Annotated in this window: 7 protein-coding genes; all 7 read left to right on the top strand. The window is 59.6% G+C overall.

The window, feature by feature from the left end; all coding sequences use genetic code 11:
- The first annotated feature begins 36 nt into the window (after window positions 1-36).
- The 7 genes from atpG (at window position 37) to PQG80_RS17400 (ending at window position 16641) form a co-directional block, all read left to right on the top strand.
- Complete coding sequence (gene atpG, locus PQG80_RS17370; RefSeq protein ID WP_271752691.1) at window positions 37-912, top strand: ATP synthase F1 subunit gamma; 876 nt, start codon at window positions 37-39, stop codon at window positions 910-912.
- A 77-nt stretch (window positions 913-989) separates the two neighbouring features.
- Window positions 990-2396: a F0F1 ATP synthase subunit beta gene (gene atpD / locus PQG80_RS17375; protein WP_271752692.1), complete on the top strand. Its 1407-nt coding sequence runs from the start codon at window positions 990-992 to the stop codon at window positions 2394-2396.
- 24 nt (window positions 2397-2420) lie between these two features.
- The gene (locus PQG80_RS17380) at window positions 2421-2822 is read left to right on the top strand and encodes a F0F1 ATP synthase subunit epsilon (protein WP_271752693.1); all 402 of its coding nucleotides are present in this window, start codon (window positions 2421-2423) and stop codon (window positions 2820-2822) included.
- A gap of 137 nt (window positions 2823-2959) precedes the next feature.
- Window positions 2960-3985: a YpdA family putative bacillithiol disulfide reductase gene (locus PQG80_RS17385; RefSeq protein ID WP_271752731.1), complete on the top strand. Its 1026-nt coding sequence runs from the start codon at window positions 2960-2962 to the stop codon at window positions 3983-3985.
- Between the two features lie 123 nt (window positions 3986-4108).
- The gene (locus PQG80_RS17390; protein ID WP_271752694.1) at window positions 4109-4570 is read left to right on the top strand and encodes a Dps family protein; all 462 of its coding nucleotides are present in this window, start codon (window positions 4109-4111) and stop codon (window positions 4568-4570) included.
- 237 nt (window positions 4571-4807) lie between these two features.
- A complete protein-coding gene (locus PQG80_RS17395) occupies window positions 4808-8989 on the top strand; it encodes a cadherin-like beta sandwich domain-containing protein (RefSeq protein ID WP_271752695.1) in 4182 nt (1393 codons plus the stop codon).
- 221 nt (window positions 8990-9210) lie between these two features.
- Window positions 9211-16641, top strand: coding sequence for a cadherin-like beta sandwich domain-containing protein (locus PQG80_RS17400; protein WP_271752696.1), 7431 nt, complete (start codon window positions 9211-9213; stop codon window positions 16639-16641).
- The last annotated feature ends 338 nt before the right edge of the window (window positions 16642-16979 follow it).

The raw sequence follows: 16979 nt of genomic DNA on the forward strand, positions 1-16979 counted from the left end.
AGGTCGCCCGGCGCGGACAATAAGGTGGTGACATGAATGGCTAAAGGGATGCGCGAGATTAAGCGTCAGATCAAGAGCACGCAGAACATGAAGCAGATCACCAAGGCGATGGAGCTCGTCGCTGCGGCGAACCTCAAGCGCGCGCAGAACGCGGCGCTCGCGGGCAGGCCGTATGCCGACAAGCTCAAGGAAGTCGTCTCGAGCATCGCCGGCGGCGGAGGCAGCGTCAAGCACCCGATGCTCCAATCCCGCGAGGTGAAAAAGACGGCTTATATCGTCTTTACTTCCGACCGCGGTCTGGCGGGCGGTCTCAACAGCGGTCTGCTGAAGAAGTTCGTGGACACGCTGAAGAGCAAGCACAAGTCCAAGGCGGAGTACGATCTGTTCGTGATCGGACGCAAGGGCCGCGACTATCTGAAACGCCGCGATTATGCGGTCGTCCAGGACGTCATCGGCGTACCGGATTCTCCGAAGTTCGCCGACGTCAAAGCGATCGCTTCGGCGGCCGTAGGCGGGTTCGAGCAGGGGACGTACGACGAGGTCTATCTCGTCTACAACCGGTTCATCAACGCGCTCACGCAGCTGCCGACGGTCAAGCAATTGCTGCCGCTCGACGCTGCGGCGATCGGCGCGACCAAGCAAGCGGGACCTAGCGCCGGCTACGAGTACGAGCCGTCTCCGGAAGCGGTGCTGAACGTCCTGCTCCCGAAGTACGCGGAGACCTTGGTGTACAGCGCGCTGCTGGAGAACAAGGCGAGCGAGTTCGGTTCGCGGATGACCGCGATGAGCAACGCGACCAAGAACGCCACCAAACGGATCAACGAGCTGACCCTGACGTACAACCGCGCGCGTCAAGCGGCCATTACGCAGGAGATCGCCGAGATCGTCGGCGGCGCGAACGCACTGAGCTAAGCTTTCGCCCGCGGCGGTCCGTCCGCCGCGCGAAGCGAAGGATACGGATATAGACTGAAGTTACAGGAGGGACACGAATGAGCAAGGGGCGCATTGTCCAGGTCACGGGTCCGGTCGTCGACATCGAGTTCGATAACGGCCATCTGCCGGACATCCTCAACGCAATCCAGATTCATCAGACCGGCGAACGCGAAGTCAAGCTGACGGTCGAAGTCGCGCAGCATCTGGGCGACAACATGGTCCGCACGGTCGCCATGTCCTCGACGGACGGCCTCATCCGCGGCACCGAAGCCGTCGATACCGGCGCGCCGATCACGGTGCCTGTCGGTCCGGCTACGCTCGGCCGCGTATTTAACGTGCTGGGCGATCCGATCGACAACAACGGAGCGGTCGACCGTTCCGTCGCGAATCCGATTCACCGCCAGGCACCTCCTTTCGACGAGCTCTCGACTTCGCAGGAGATCCTGGAAACCGGCATCAAGGTCATCGACCTGATGGCGCCTTACGCCAAGGGCGGTAAGGTCGGCCTCTTCGGCGGCGCCGGCGTAGGCAAGACCGTCACGATGCAAGAGCTGATCCACAACATCGCCCAGGAGCACGGCGGTATCTCCGTATTCGCCGGCGTAGGCGAGCGTACGCGCGAAGGCAACGACTTGTACCATGAAATGAGCGACTCCGGCGTTATCGCGAAGACCGCGATGGTGTTCGGCCAGATGAACGAGCCTCCTGGCGCGCGTCTGCGCGTCGCGCTGACGGGCCTCACGATGGCCGAGTACTTCCGCGACGAAGAAGGACGCGACGTTCTGTTGTTCGTCGATAACATCTTCCGCTTCACGCAAGCCGGCTCCGAAGTATCCGCCCTCCTCGGCCGGATGCCGTCCGCGGTAGGTTACCAGCCGACGCTGGCTACCGAGATGGGTCAACTGCAGGAGCGGATCACTTCGACCAAGAAGGGCTCCGTCACCTCGATCCAAGCGATCTACGTACCGGCCGACGATTACACCGACCCGGCTCCGGCAACGGCGTTCGCCCACTTGGACTCGACGACGAACCTCGAGCGGAACATCGCGGCGATGGGTATCTTCCCTGCCGTCGACCCGCTGGCATCGTCCTCCCGCGTCCTGGCGCCGGAAGTCGTCGGCGAAGAGCACTACGCCGTCGCGCAAGGCGTCAAGAAGCTGCTCCAGCGCTACAAGGAGCTGCTCGATATCATCGCCATCCTCGGTATGGACGAATTGTCCGAGGACGACAAGCTCGTCGTATTGCGCGCACGTCGCATTCAACTGTTCCTGTCCCAACCGCTGCACGTCGCCGAAGCCTTCAACGGCATGCCAGGCGTATATGTACCGGTTAAGGATACCGTTCGCAGCTTCAGAGAGATCCTTGATGGGAAGCATGACGATCTTCCGGAACCGGCGTTCCACAACGTCGGCTCGATTGAAGACGCAGTCGAGAAGGCGAAGAAGCTCGCTCAAGGGCTCTAATCCGCTTTTGATGGAGGTATCGATATGAGCACCTTACGTTTGGAGATCGTCACTCCCGAGCGGACAGTCTACGACAAGGACGTCAACATGGTCGTCGCCCGCGGCGTGGACGGAGACCTGGGCATCATGCCGCAACACATTCCGCTGGTGACGCCGCTCAAGATCGCGCCCGTCAAGGCGAAGATCGGGAACAACGATGAGTACATCGCGGTTCACGGCGGCTTCATGGAAGTCCGCAAGGACAAGGTCGTCATCCTTGCGGAATCCGCCGAGCTCGGCTCGGACATCGATGTCCACCGCGCTCAGCAAGCTAAGGAACGTGCGCAAGATCGCCTGAACCACAAGCAATCCGAGGTCGACCACCGTCGCGCGGAGCTCGCTCTGCAGCGGGCGCTCACCCGGATCCGGGTCGGCGGCGGAGAATAAACTTATCCACTGAACGCCGGGAGGCGGCACCTGTTCGCAGGCAGCCGCCTCCCGGCGTTTTTCTGCGTTTTTACACCGGGACCGGGCAGGCGTATACTTAAACGTAACGATCGCAAGGAAAGGCGGACTTGAATGTAATGGAAGATGTCGTCATCGTCGGGGCGGGCCCCTGCGGACTATCGGCTGCTGCCGAGCTGCAGGACCAGGGCTTCAACCCCTTAATATTCGAAAAGGAAAACGTCGGGTATTCGATCTCCCGATACCCGGTCAACATGCAGTTTTTCAGCACGGCACCGATGCTCGAGATCGCTAGCGTGCCGTTCATTACGCCGAACGACAAGCCATCGCGGCTCGAAGCGTTGAACTATTATCGCATCGTATCGGAGCGACGCGAGCTGCGGATTCGACGGTATGAAGCGGTCACGGCCGTCGAACGGGACGGCGACGGGTTCCGCGTCGCGTCGGTCGGCAGATCCGGACAACCGAGCTTGACGTCGTGCCGTAAGGTCGTGATCGCGACCGGCTACTTCGACCATCCGAACCGGATCGGCATCCCGGGAGAGGACCACGCGCACGTCAGCCACTTCTTCACCGAGGCGCATCCGTACGCGGGGACGCGCGTCGTCGTCATCGGCGGCAGCAACTCCGCCGTCGACGCCGCGCTGGAGATGGAGCGCGTAGGCGCGAAGGTGACGGTCGTGTATCGCGGGGAATCGGTATCCGCCAATATCAAGCCTTGGGTGCGCCCGATCTTCGACAGCTACGCGGCCAAGGGACGGATCGACCTGCGTCTGCTGAGCCGGGTCGTGGAGATCGGATACGACCAAGTGACGGTAGAGACGGTGCAAAGTTCTGCGGCGCTCGACGATGTGACGGAACCTCAGGTCGTCAGGGAGACGCTGCCGGCGGACTTCGTGCTGGCGCTCACGGGATTCCGGCCTGACCGCGGCTTCCTACGGGCGATGGGCATCGAAGCCCCGGATGGCATTATCCCGCCGGCCCACGATCCGGACACGATGGAGACCAACGTGCCCGGTCTGTATCTGGCAGGAGTCGTCTCGACGGGCCGGGACGCCAACGAGATCTTCATCGAGAGCGGACGGTATCACGGCCGCAAGATCGCCGCGCATCTCGCGGCGCTGCGCGAGGGAACGGCCAGGTAGAGACACACGCGAAGCCCTATTGACGGGCGGTCTTGCGACCCTGCATGGCAACGCGCTGCTTGAAAGGCGGCCTCCCCGGGTAAAATAGAGAAGAGCAAGCTTAACCAACCGGGAGGGATTCACATGCCAAAGATTCAGAACAGCCTCAACCAAAACCTGGCGGACTGGAGCGTCATTTACTTCAAGCTGCATCACTTCCACTGGTATGTAAAGGGGCCCCACTTCCAGACGCTGCATGAGAAGTTCGAAGAACTGTACAACTTCGCGGCGCTGTCGTTGGACGAAGTGGCAGAGCGTATCCTGGCGATCGGCGGCAAGCCGCTATCTACGATGAAGGATTATCTGTCGCAATCGAACATTAAGGAAGGCGGAGACGAGACGAAGGATGTCGACATGGTCAAGGCCGTCATCGACGACTTCATTCTCCTCACCAACCGGCTGAACGAGACGCAGGAAATGGCGGAGGAAGCCGGCGACGCGGCGACGGCGGACCTGCTGACGCAGCAGATCGGAACGCTGCAAAAGCACATCTGGATGCTGAGCGCCACCGCAGGCATAAATGTGCCGACCAAGGTTAAAGCATAAGAAAAACATTCAATACTTAGCGAGAACCCCGTAAGTCGGAGCGAATCCGGCGAACGGGGTTCTTTTTGATGCGCAAAAGCCGATTGTGTGGCGGTCGTTACAGAAAAGTGCAGCGGGACCGATATATGATGAAATGACGCGATATGACCATAATTGTGCGGGAAGTCGCATATATTCGTCATTTTTCTAAATTTATAATGGGGAATATGGAACGATATTCATGACGGAGCGTGTAAAATGACTCGCAAATTCGGATTAGCGCTGCTGGCGCTGTTATTGCTAGGACTGCCGATACAAGCAGCATTTGGCGGGAAGGCGCATGCCGCATCTTCGTCGCGGATCGCGGTCATCAAGCAGCTGAGCGGGGACGTGCAGGTGCAGAAGTCCGGGGGCTCGAAGCTGTTCAAGGCGTTCGCCAAGCTGAGCTTGAACCAAGGGGACAATCTGATCACCGGGAGCAAAGGCTCGGCGGTGCTGCAGTTCGCGAACGGCACGTCGGAGGACGACAAGTTCACGGTGGGAGAGAACGCGACGCTGACGTTTTCCAAGCTGTCGGACAAAAAGGGCACGGTGACGAAGGTCAGCATGCTCAAGGGGACGGCCTGGGTGGACGTCAAGTCGATCAAGAGCGCGGACGACGACTTCAAGCTGGAGACGCCGACGGCGATCATGGGCGTGCGGGGCACGGCGTTCTTCGCGAGCGTGAATCCGACGACGGGCGGGACGAACACGGCGGTCATGTCGGGCGTCGTGCGGTTCACGTCGGAGAACGTGGAGAAGACGGGGAGCGCAGGCGAGGCCACCGGCGGGAAGAGCGCGCCAGAACGCAATACGGTGGACCTGTACCCGACGCAGCAGATCTCGCTTCAACCGTCGAGCGGCTCCGATCCGGGAGAGCTGACGACGCTGGTGGACATCCGGGAGATCGTCAAGAACGCGCCGCCGGAGGTCATCGAAGCGCTGCTGCGGAGCAAGGAGAAGATCGACGAGGAGAACCGGCAGACGGTCGAGAAGTTCAAGCAGACGGGCGTGCCGCCGGAGCTGCAGCAGCAGCTGGCGCAGTTTATTCGGAATACGCAAGAACTGCTGGGCGTCATCGCGAAGCAGGCGATCGAGCAGAAGAAGATCGAAGAGTCGCAGCTGAAGAAGATCGAGGAGCAGGAGAAAACGTCGTTCGATCTGACGAAGGATCAGCTGGAACTGACGGACCTGCAAATACAACAGCAGCAAGCCGTGAAGCAGAGGGAAGCTGAAGCGGCGAAAAAGAAGGCTGCGGAGGAAACGGCTAAGAAGCAGGAGCTGGAACAGCGGCTGGCGGGGCAAATGCAAACAATCGAAGCGGCCAAGCTTGCGCAGGCGGAGGCGAACCGCAGGGCGGCGGCCGAGACGGCCGCCAAGGCGGAAGCGGCGCTGCTTCATTCGATGACCCCCGTTCAACAGCAGCAGTATAACAAGGATAAGGCGGGGATTTACGGATCCCCGGCACCGACGCCGACGCCTACCACGGGGAACGGCCCGACGCCGACGCCCGGATCGGGAGAGGCGCGGCTGAGCGGTCTCGCGCTGACAGCCGGCATGGCGCTGAGTCCGTCGTTCCATCCGGACTTGCCGGCTTATACGGTCAATCTCGGCAGCGAGGTCTCCTCGATCGACGTCACGCCATCCTTGCAGGATCCGGGAGCGAAGCTTAAGATCAACGGTACGGATTGGACAGGGGGATCGGTTCATCTCCCGCTCTCGTACGGGGACAATGTCATCACGCTGTCTGTGACGGCCGCCAATGGCGCCGCAACGCGGTCGTACACCGTCACGGCTATGCGCCACCTGCTGAACAGCGCAGAGATCGAGATCGGCGGCGGCATGCCGATCCATATCGATTTTACGGCGGCGAATCCCGCGACCACGTTCGATGTGCCCGCTGACGCGACAACGCTGACGCTGAAGCTGCCGCTGGCCGAGAAACCGTCGGTCACAGTAAACGGCTTGCCGGTAACCCCGGTCGGCGCAAGGGTCGCCTCGCTCGCTTTTGTCGCCGCCGAGTCGGCCTGGACCTATAACGTACCGCTGCAGCCAGGCGCCAATACCATCGCGATCACTGCCGCGGTCGAGGGCGCCGAGAGGACTTATACGCTTATCGCCAACAAGGCGGTATCGCTGACTGCGCTGCCTGATTCCCTGCAGACCAACTACAATACGCCCGTCTCCGGCACGCTGAAAAGCTATGGCGGCACTGGGGCGGTAAGATATGAACTCGTCGAGAACGGCGCATCGGGCGAGGTGGCGCTGGACACGAACGGCTCCGGTGCGTTCACTTATACGCCGGGCGAGGACTTCACGGGCGTGGACAGCTTCCGCTTCAAGGCGATCGCCGGCGGGGAAGAATCGGAGCCCGCGATCGTGTTCATATGGGTCAAGCCTCCCGATTTTGAAATGAAGGGTCTCGCGTCGACTGCGATATCATGGGACGGAACGATAGTCGAACCGATGTATCTGTACGGATCCGTGGACGGATCGTACAAGAGCAAGAATTACGGCCTGTTCGTGACGGACGAGGAAGACGCGCGCCTCGACATGCAATTTGCGTTCGATCCGGCTGTCGTGTCGGATGCGCGGCTTGTTTTCGGGGAAGAGACGATCGACCAGGAGGAAGACGGCTCGCTGCATGGCAGTTTTCCAATAGAGGGTCCGGGTGACAGCGTCAGGTTGTATTATTCCGTGACCGAAGATGACAGAACGGATTACTACGAAATGGACTATGTCGTAGTCAAGCAGCAGCTATGGTCCGCCAATCTGCCAACGGACGGCATGGCGAGCGTACACCTGGTGCCGGTCGGCGGCGGCGACTATACGGTATCCGTCCGGAACGAGGATGAGAAGCTGCTGCTTCGCAGTAACGGAAGCTACGATAGGCCGGTCGAATCGGACGTTTGGATTTATGCGAGGGACCCGGCTGCTCCGGGCGCCCCGCCGAAGCGGGTGCAAGCGATCAGGAATGGCGAAGGCTATTATGAAGTGCCGCTCTCGGCGGGATGGAACGTCGCCGATATTCGGACTTATTACCCCGGTTATGAAGCAAGCGCCAAAGAAGGCGTCGTACACATCTGGAGAGGGAACGGCATACCGGAGGGTTACGAGATGTCGAGCATACGGGGAACGGCGGTGCAATATCCGCCCGAGGCCTCCGCGGCGCCGCGCGAATTCATCCGGGATGAATCGCAGCAGAGCGTCTACCGCCTCGCGCTGCCCTCCGACGCCGTAGCCGTGAACGTCAAACCCGTGCCTGGCGGAAGCGTGAAGGTCGATGCCGTCTACGAAGGGGGATACACCTCCTTCGATCGCGTACACGAAGACGCCGAGGGCTCCGGGCGCTACGAAGTGCAGTTATACGGAGATTGGGCGAACTTCGGATTCGTCGTCGTCCGCCCGCTCTCGGGGGAAGGTCCTCCGCTGGCGTATACGCTCGATATGGAACTGGGCCAGACGCTGAATATGGCGGCGGGAATCTCATACAAGCAGGACGGCGTGGACCGGGAAGCCTCGCTTCAATCCTTTGCCGGAACTCTCCAGGGCATGGTAAACGACACTCCCGGACTTAGCGACTTCAAGCTCCACTTGACCGGCGCGAGTCCGCGTTCGTCCGTTCGGATCAACGATAATGCCGTTTCTTACGACGCTGTCGGGTCGGCCTTCGCGTATCCGTTTACGCCCGCGCCGGGGGACAATGCGTTCATGATCGAAGCGACGGATCCGTATGGAAGGGATGCGAGCATCGAGATCCACCTTTACTACGGGGCGGAGGGGTTGAAGCCTCTCGGAATCGCTGCATGGAGCGCCCATAGCTCGAATGGCGAAGATCCGGAGCGCGAGGTCTCCTGGATTTACGAGGGACAAGACCAGTTCCGTCTGATCGTGCCGGAGAATGAGGATCGTCTGGATCTGCGATGGACACTTGGAGAAGGTGCAGCCGAAGCTGTAGTCACGGGTCCCTCCGGCACCGGAGAAGCGGGGAGTTACGGCATGACGCTGCCTATGGGGAGAAGCGACTATGCGATCAGGATACTGGATCAGGACGGAAATGCGATTAACTATCGCCTGTATGTATATCGGGGAGCGCCCGTCTCGCCAAGATTGATCTATTCCGGATGGGGGTGGAGCGTGCCGTTTGCGTACGATACGGCAACCGGTCGTTATGAAGCGAGCCTCGAGGAACTGCCGGAAAAGGTCTGGATCGCTCTGAATCTGCCCGAAGGCGCGGAGGCGGACGTGAGCGTGGCGGACATGCCCTATTCGGCGAACGGCGACGGCTTGTACGAGCTGACGACGACCCCGGAGACCGAGGAAATCGCAGTTAACGTAACGGGCTTGCTCGACGGCATCGGCTGGTCTTGCGACCTAGTATTTAGGCGCATGTCCTATTAAGACCGTAGTCACTGCTTGAATAGGACTCTCCCGACTTCATTCTAGGGTGAACGGGGGAGTTTTTTGTATTATATTAGCCAATTTCTTGCAAATTAACGATTGTAAATCGACAAAAAACAACGTTTTTAAGATATAATCAAAGAGCCCGTTTCCACTGATTTCTTGCATTGGCAGCTTGATATCTATGCTTAAAAGTATATAGAAAAGTAGGAGTGAAGTTCATGTATCGAAAGTTAGGCATGTACCTGTTGGCTGCGCTGCTCGTGCTGCTGCCGGTATCGGGCGCGTTCGGCGGGAAGGCGCAGGCCGCGTCTTCGTCGCGGATCGCGGTCATCAAGCAGTTGAGCGGGGACGTGCAGGTCCAGAAGTCCGGGGGCTCGAAGCTGTTCAAGGCGTTCGCCAAGCTGAGCTTGAACCAGGGGGACAAGCTGATCACCGGGAGCAAGGGCTCGGCGGTGCTGCAGTTCGCGAACGGCACGTCGGAGGACGACAAGTTCACGGTGGGGGAGAACGCGACGCTGACGTTTTCCAAGCTGTCGGACAAAAAGGGCACGGTGACGAAGGTCAGCATGCTCAAGGGAACGGCCTGGGTGGACGTCAAGTCGATCAAGAGCGCGGACGACGACTTCAAGCTGGAGACGCCGACGGCGATCATGGGCGTGCGGGGCACGGCGTTCTTCGCGAGCGTGAATCCGACGACGGGCGGGACGAACACGGCGGTCATGTCGGGCGTCGTGCGGTTCACGTCGGAGAACGTGGAGAAGACGGGGAGCGGAGGCGAGGCCTCCGGCGGGAAGGGCGCGACTGAGCGCAATACGGTGGACCTGTACCCGACCCAGCAGATCTCGCTTCAACCGTCGAGCGGCTCCGATCCGGGGGAGCTGACGACGCTGGTGGACATCCGGGAGATCGTCAAGAACGCTCCGCCGGAGGTCATCGAAGCGCTGCTGCGGAGCAAGGAGAAGATCGACGAGGAAAACCGGCAGACGGTCGAGAAGTTCAAGCAGACGGGCGTGCCGCCGGAGCTGCAGCAGCAGCTGGAGCAGTTTATTCAGAATACGCAGGAGCTGCTGGGCGTCATCGCGAAGCAGGCGATCGAGCAGAAAAAGATCGAAGAGTCGCAGATCAAGAAGATCGAGGCGCAGGAGAAGACATCGTTCGGGCTCGACAAGGATCAACTGTCGCAGCTGAACGAGAAGGAAAAGGAGAAACAGAAAAAGGCCAAGCAGCTAGAAGAGGCCGCCGCGAAGAAAAAGGCGGACGAGGAAGCGGCGAAGCTTAAGGAACTGGCGGACAAGATTAACGCCGCGATGCTCAAGACCATCGAGGCAGCCAAGCAGGCGCAGGAAGAGGCGAATCGCAAGGCGCTCGAGGAGGCCAGGCGAAAGGCGGAACAAGAGCTGCTGAAGAAGCTGAACGACCAGCAGAAGCAGCAGTATGAGACGGACAAGTCGAATAACAACGGGAGCGCTCCGGTCAGTACGCCGGCGCCGGATACAAATGTCTCCTCCAACGCGAATCTCGGCTCGCTCAGTCTGTCGGGTACGACGATCAGCCCCGCATTCGATGCAGGCGTCACGTCGTACACTGCCAGCGTCGAGAGCAGCCGGACGAGCATCGTCGTCGGGGCGAGCGTCCAGAGCGGCGCGGCATCGCTCACGATCAACGGGCAAGCGCCGAGCGGCGGGCAGCAGATCGTTAATCTCGCCTACGGCGACAACGAGATTACGCTCGTCGTCACCGCGCCGGGCGGCTCGAACAGGGTCTACAAGGTCACGGTCACGCGTCAACTGCTGAACAACGTCAGCGTCGTGTTCCCCGGCGAGAGCGGGATCGACATCGACTTCAACTCGACGACCGCGCCGGCGCCGCTGAGCATTCCGAGCGGCTCGAGCAACCTGACGCTGGTCGTCCCCGTGACGGGACCGGAGCTGGACATCGCGGTCAACGGCCAGAACGTCGAGCCGGAGCCGATGTTCATGGCTGCGCGTACGGTGCTGCCGAATCAGATCTCTTGGCGGTATATCATCCCGCTGACGGAAGTCACCAACAAGATCGTCATCCAAGCGACGCTGGACGGGATAATCAAGTCTTACACGCTGTTCGCGAACCGGACCATGTCGAACGAGACGGCAGTCAAGAATCTGACTGCGACCGGCGCGGACGGAGCGACAACCTATGAAGTCGTCTCCGCCGGCAACGGTTCCTGGACGGTCAAGGTTCCGTCCGAGACGGCGGCGGTCAGACTGAAAATCGACACGATCAACGAAACGGCCAAGGTGCTGTTGGGCGGCAACGAATACGCGTCCGGCGCCGAGATCCCGTACACGATCATTAATACGAGCGTGCCTTTCCGGGTGCGCGCAGCGGACGGCCAAACGGTAAAGGATTATTCCATCACGATTCAACGTATGGCCTCATCCAATGCCTCGCTCAGCGGCCTCTCGCTGTCCGCTATCTCGTTGACTCCGGAGTTCGATAGCGGAAAGACGAGTTACGCGGCTAGCGTCGGAAACGCCGTGGCCCGCGTCACGGTGACGGCAACCGCAGCGAATAGCGCGGCGACGATCACGGTTAACGGCGCGACCGTGCAGAGCGGCAGCGCGAGCGGTGCGATCGCGCTGAGCGCAGGCTCGAACCAGATCACCGTCGAGGTAACGGCACAAGACGGCACCAAGCAGAAGTATACCGTGACGGTCACGCGCGAAAACGCGGCATTGGCCGCGCCGACCTTCAACCCGCCGTCCGGCGCGGTCGCGTTCGGCACGCAGCTGACGATCTCTTCGGAGGGCGCCGAGCATATCTACTATACGACGGACGGCAGCCATCCGGCGCATTCGGTCACCGGTACGACCAAGGAATACTCGGCGAGCAGCAAGCCGACGATCGATGCCGCGGTCACGTTCAAGGCCGTCGCGACGCGCGCGGGCTATCCGGACAGCCCGGTCGGCAGCGCGAGCTATACGCAGGCGGCGAGCGCGGATCTGACGGATCTGGCGCTGAGCGGCTCGCCTACCGGGTACGGCTTTGCAAGCGGAATTTATAATTATAGCGGCGTTCAAGTGGACAACGGCATCGGCAGCGTGACGGTTACGCCGACAGGCTCCGGTACGATCTCGGTGAACGGCACGCCGGTCGTGAGCGGCAAATCGTCCGACCCGATTCTGCTGACGGAAGGCGTCGAGCGAACGATCACGGTCGTAGTCGCCACGCCAGGCATGGTGTCTAAGACGTATACGATCCGCGTGACGCGCAATGCTGCGCCGCTCTCGCAAAATGCGGATCTGAGCGACCTGTTCGTGGAGGGCCTAACGCTCGATCCGTCATTTAGTTCATCGGTAACGGATTACGCAGCAAGCGTGGGCTACGGCGTCGGCAGCGTGACGGTAACGCCTACGGTGGCCGAGGCGCATGCGACCGTGACGGTCAACGGCAATATAGTGGCCAGCGGACAAGCTAGCGGCCAACTGCATCTCTCGATCGGCGAGAACGAGATCTTGATCCTCGTTACGGCCCAGAGCGGATCGACTAGGACTTATGCGATTACGGTAAACAGAGCTTCCGCGCCGCTGTTGGCGCCCGTCTTTAATCCTGCTGGAGGAGTCGTGCCGTACGCAAGCGAGCTGACGATCGAATCCGCGGGCGCGGATCATATCTTCTATACGACGGACGGGAGCGAGCCTAGCACGTCGGCAGGCGGCTCGACCCTAGAATATAGTGATGCCGACAAACCGAAGATCCTGGGGCCGGTTACGTTCAAGGCGATCGCGGTCAAGAGCGGACTTCAGGACAGCCCGGTCGCGAGTGCCGAATATACGGTTCCGGTCTCGGCGAACCTGTCGGAGCTGGCGCTAGGTGCGGATGTGCAAGGCTTTAATTTCTCGCCGGGCGTCTATGAATATAAAGGCGTGACGGTATCGGCTGACGTGCAAACGATCCAAGTCTGGCCGCAAGGCGCGGGCACGATCAAGGTTAACGGTACGACGGTCGTCAGCGGGATGCCGTCGGAGGAGATCGCGTTAGACCCGGGCGTGGAGAAGCAGATCGAGATCGAGGTCGCGGAGGCGGGCAAGGCTCCGCTTCTGTACACCGTTCATGTGACGCGCGCGGACGATACGCCGCCGCCTTCATCGGGAGACACGCCGCCGCATCTGACGAACTGGTCGGCGCGAACGCCCGACGGCGCTTGGCTGAGCTGGATATATTCGGTCCAATGGGACGACGGCATACCGCTGGACACTTATGCGGCGACAGTGCCGGAGGCGGCGGATTCCGTACAGCTCACGCTCAATTTTGATGAGAGTGAGTACGATTACGCTCTGATCTACCCGTGGGGGAGCGAGGAGATCGAGTTCTACAGCGGGCAGACGCAGGCGCTTCCGCTTCAGGACGGAGCGATCAGCAGATACGAAATGTACTTTTACAAAGATGGCCAGAGCGTAGAAAACATCCGGGATGTTCTCAAAATCCGCCGAGGCGCCGGTAATTTCTCGTCCGTCATGACGTCGCTCGACGTCAGCGATCAGGACTGGAACAGCTACAGTATCCTGCCATGGTCTACGGATAAAGAGTATGTTCTCTATGCCGGCGAGGATGCGACATCCCTATCGTTCGATTCGTACGACTATAATAACGATCTCACGGTGATGGACGCGGAAGATCATCCGTTCGAAGATGCGACCTACGATATCCCGATCGGTCCCGGGGAGACGCTGCTTAATGTGCACATCTCGGACGAGTTCTCAGAGGACGTCTTCAAGCTTCGCGTCGTGAAAACGCCGCCGTCGCCGTCCCTCAAGCTCTCCAGCCTTACGTTGGAAGGGACCGACGTTTGGTTCAATCCGATAACGCGTTCCTTTGAATACGTGGCGGCTACGGGGGCAAGCGCTGTAACGCTGAATGTCGAGGCGCTCGCCGGAGCGAGCGTCGAGCGCGTCATCGTTGACGGCGCGGCGGTACCGCTGGATGGCGGCGAGTTCGCGTTAAGCGTTCCTTCAGAGGGAGAGACCGTGGCCGGCATCGTTGTAGCATCAGGCAGCGAACGTTATGTGCACAGGCTGTCGGTACGGGCTATGCCTTCCGTCATTGGCCTGAACAGTTGGACGTTGAGGCAAGGATCCTCGGCGGATGGCCCTGTAATCCATGCAGGGTACGATGAAGCCGGCGGGGAGGGCTCCGGTTCCGTCTATGCCGTCGTCGGTGAGAACGTATCGACGGTCAGGCTTGAATTGCAGGCGGATCGCGCGAATATCGAGGTCAGCGGCAACTTCCCGATCGAGGATCTGGGCGGCGGCGTATGGCTGCTGTCGCCCGAGCAAGGCATGAACGGAATCCATATAAGCGTGGAACCGGAGGATTACAACTATAGCGACATCTACGTCGACCTGATTCGCGGCGAGATGCCGCTGGAGGATCTGGAAATATCGAGCGCCGTCGGCTACGAAGTTATTCCGTATGAGAAAACCGGACCGCAGCAGTATTATGCAGCGACGCAGATGGACAGCATCAAGCTTTACCCGTCCATGAGGGATTATGACGGCCATTTCGAAATTTGGGCGCATGGTGAAAAGCTAGCGAGCAACGACGATCCGATCTCGCTCGCGAACTACTGGAACGAAGATATTTATATTCACACGTACGATTACCACGGCGGGATGATCAATATCTATCAGGTTGTCGTCTGGCGAGGAGCCATGGAGCCGGCCGACATGGGCGTCGAATGGAATCTGCTCGACGAGTTCGCCAATGTGGCGACAATGTTGAATACGGGCCGTCGGGCGGTCATCGGTCCGGAGAGCAGCTATGCCATCATTACGCCGGTCGTGACGGGCGGATCGGTTGAGCGCGTATACGCCGACGGAACGGAGATCGGTCAGAGCGAGGCTCAAGGCTCCTACGATATCCCGCTAGGCGAGCTATACGACGGGCTGTCTGCGTCCACGGAAGTAAGTCTGATCGTCCGCACCCCGGACAACAAGCTGATTCCGAGGACGCTGACGCTCGTGCACGGCCTGCTGGCCGACAACGCGGCGCTAACCGCCCTGGCAGGTCAGACAACAAGCGTCGAACTGCAGATTCATTTGCCATCAGGCTTCTCGGACGCTCCGACGATTGAAGTCGTCACGCCTCCGGTAAATGGAAGCTACGAGATCGATGGGTCGACGTTGAGCTATACGCCGAATGAGGGCTTTACCGGAAAAGATTCAATCCAGTACCGGGCAATCTACACGGTTGAAGAAGAGGGAGGCGAGGGCACGCAGACCTATTGGTCCCAAAGTGCGGAGGTCGGGATCACGGTGCCGGGCATCTCGCTTCAAGGCAACTCGGTAGACGGAGCGACACCGGCAGGCGCTTATGTCGGTCAGTTAACCGTGCTCGAGCCGTCTGCCTTCACCGGCGCGGTTTCCTATGAGCTGGTGGAAGGGGCGGGCGACGATCATAACGCGCTGTTCACGATCGGAGAGGAAGGCAGGCTCAAAGTGGGCTCCGCGATCACGGTAGCCCACCCGGAGCTGCTGTCCGTAAGAGTGAGAGCACATGATTCGAACGGCAACAGCATCGAAGCGGCGCTGACGATATTTCACATGGATATGAGCGTATTGATGTACACGCTGTACAACGGCGGCAACGATACGGGCGCCGTTGCCAACCGCTATGCAGGCGGCGACTACTGGGTGCAGTACAACACAAGCGCGGATCAGGTGGAGCATACATCCGACTTCCGTATTGTCGTTGAAACATCGGGTGCCGATTGGAATATCTCCAGCGGCGGCACGGCTTTCCAACGCATGGATGACGGATTCGGCGCCTACAAGTACACGCTTCCCGTCGAGAAGCCGGCTCCCGGCTCGAGTGTCGATTATCCGATCGTAATAGCCGATGCTTCAGGCCATCGCCATGAATTTACGTTTCATTACTATCTGGGTCCCATTCCGGAGGAGCTCGACGGCAATGGATCGGACTACGGACTGCAGCCGGCGATTGAAGCAGCCGGGGAGCCATATGCGGTTCATAAAGGCGTAGGCGATTGGGATGCGACGGTTCCCGCTGACATTGAGCAGCTGGAGCTCAGCTCGGTGCTGGCGGCGGGCGTGCGTATGACGATCTACGATGATTACGGACGTGTGATCGGTCAAGAAAACAATACGGAAGGTACTGTAGCGTTGACCGCGACATTCGACCTGTTCGCCTTTGGCCGCCAACAAAACTACTATGTGCATGCCAGCAACGGCTCCGGCACGATCATGTATCCGCTTCGCGTCTACTACGAGCCGGTTCCCGAGTTGACGTCGCTGAGGCTCTGGTATACGGCGGGCAGCGGCTTTAACAACGTCAGTATCTCAAGCGAGATGTCGATCGAGATCCCGCATGACATACTCATACCGGAAGGGACGCCCTACCTGCCGTTCGGCATCGAAGCAGTTGCCGAGACAGGCCAGACGGTGCGTGTCTACCGCGCGGAGGGCGAAGGAGACTGGGTTGAGATCGGGTTGCAGAACGTCACGCTTCACGACGGGACGCAGCGGATGTTGAATCCCTTTAACTATTATGAACCCTATCAATCGTTTAAGATCGAAGTGAGCACGCTCCACGGGCAAACCAAAAACTATTACCTGGCGCTGATGATACCCGGATACGGAGAATCGTCCTAATTATCTTTTAAGCCTATGCACGACGAGTACAAAACTCGCGTTGCATAGGCTTTTTTTGTTGTAATGGATTTTCGTCCATGATAAACCCATGACCTAAGTACTCTTTTTATCCCGAAAGAAGGGAAATGATGTCGAAAAATCGAATCATAATAAAATGGAAAGCGGCACGGTTCTTCGTGCTGGAGCGGTTATCGGAATGGGGCGTGGTGAAGGTCATCGGGGCGGTAGAATTATGAGAAAAAGATGAGACCGCGAGCGCGAAGCATTAAATAATCTTAACTTGATCGGTATAGCGAATGCATGAATAATGGATGAGCGATATATATTAGGCTGGATTC

Source organism: Cohnella rhizoplanae (assembly GCF_948329515.1).
GTDB classification, from domain to species: Bacteria; Bacillota; Bacilli; order Paenibacillales; family Paenibacillaceae; genus Cohnella; species Cohnella rhizoplanae.

What these genes read in the sequence shown, in the direction of transcription:
- atpG (WP_271752691.1), top strand. Translation starts at nt 37, where the DNA reads ATGGCTAAAGGGATGCGCGAGATTAAGCGTCAGATCAAGAGCACGCAG.
- atpD (WP_271752692.1), top strand. Translation starts at nt 990, where the DNA reads ATGAGCAAGGGGCGCATTGTCCAGGTCACGGGTCCGGTCGTCGACATC.
- PQG80_RS17380 (WP_271752693.1), top strand. Translation starts at nt 2,421, where the DNA reads ATGAGCACCTTACGTTTGGAGATCGTCACTCCCGAGCGGACAGTCTAC.
- PQG80_RS17385 (WP_271752731.1), top strand. Translation starts at nt 2,960, where the DNA reads ATGGAAGATGTCGTCATCGTCGGGGCGGGCCCCTGCGGACTATCGGCT.
- PQG80_RS17390 (WP_271752694.1), top strand. Translation starts at nt 4,109, where the DNA reads ATGCCAAAGATTCAGAACAGCCTCAACCAAAACCTGGCGGACTGGAGC.
- PQG80_RS17395 (WP_271752695.1), top strand. Translation starts at nt 4,808, where the DNA reads ATGACTCGCAAATTCGGATTAGCGCTGCTGGCGCTGTTATTGCTAGGA.
- PQG80_RS17400 (WP_271752696.1), top strand. Translation starts at nt 9,211, where the DNA reads ATGTATCGAAAGTTAGGCATGTACCTGTTGGCTGCGCTGCTCGTGCTG.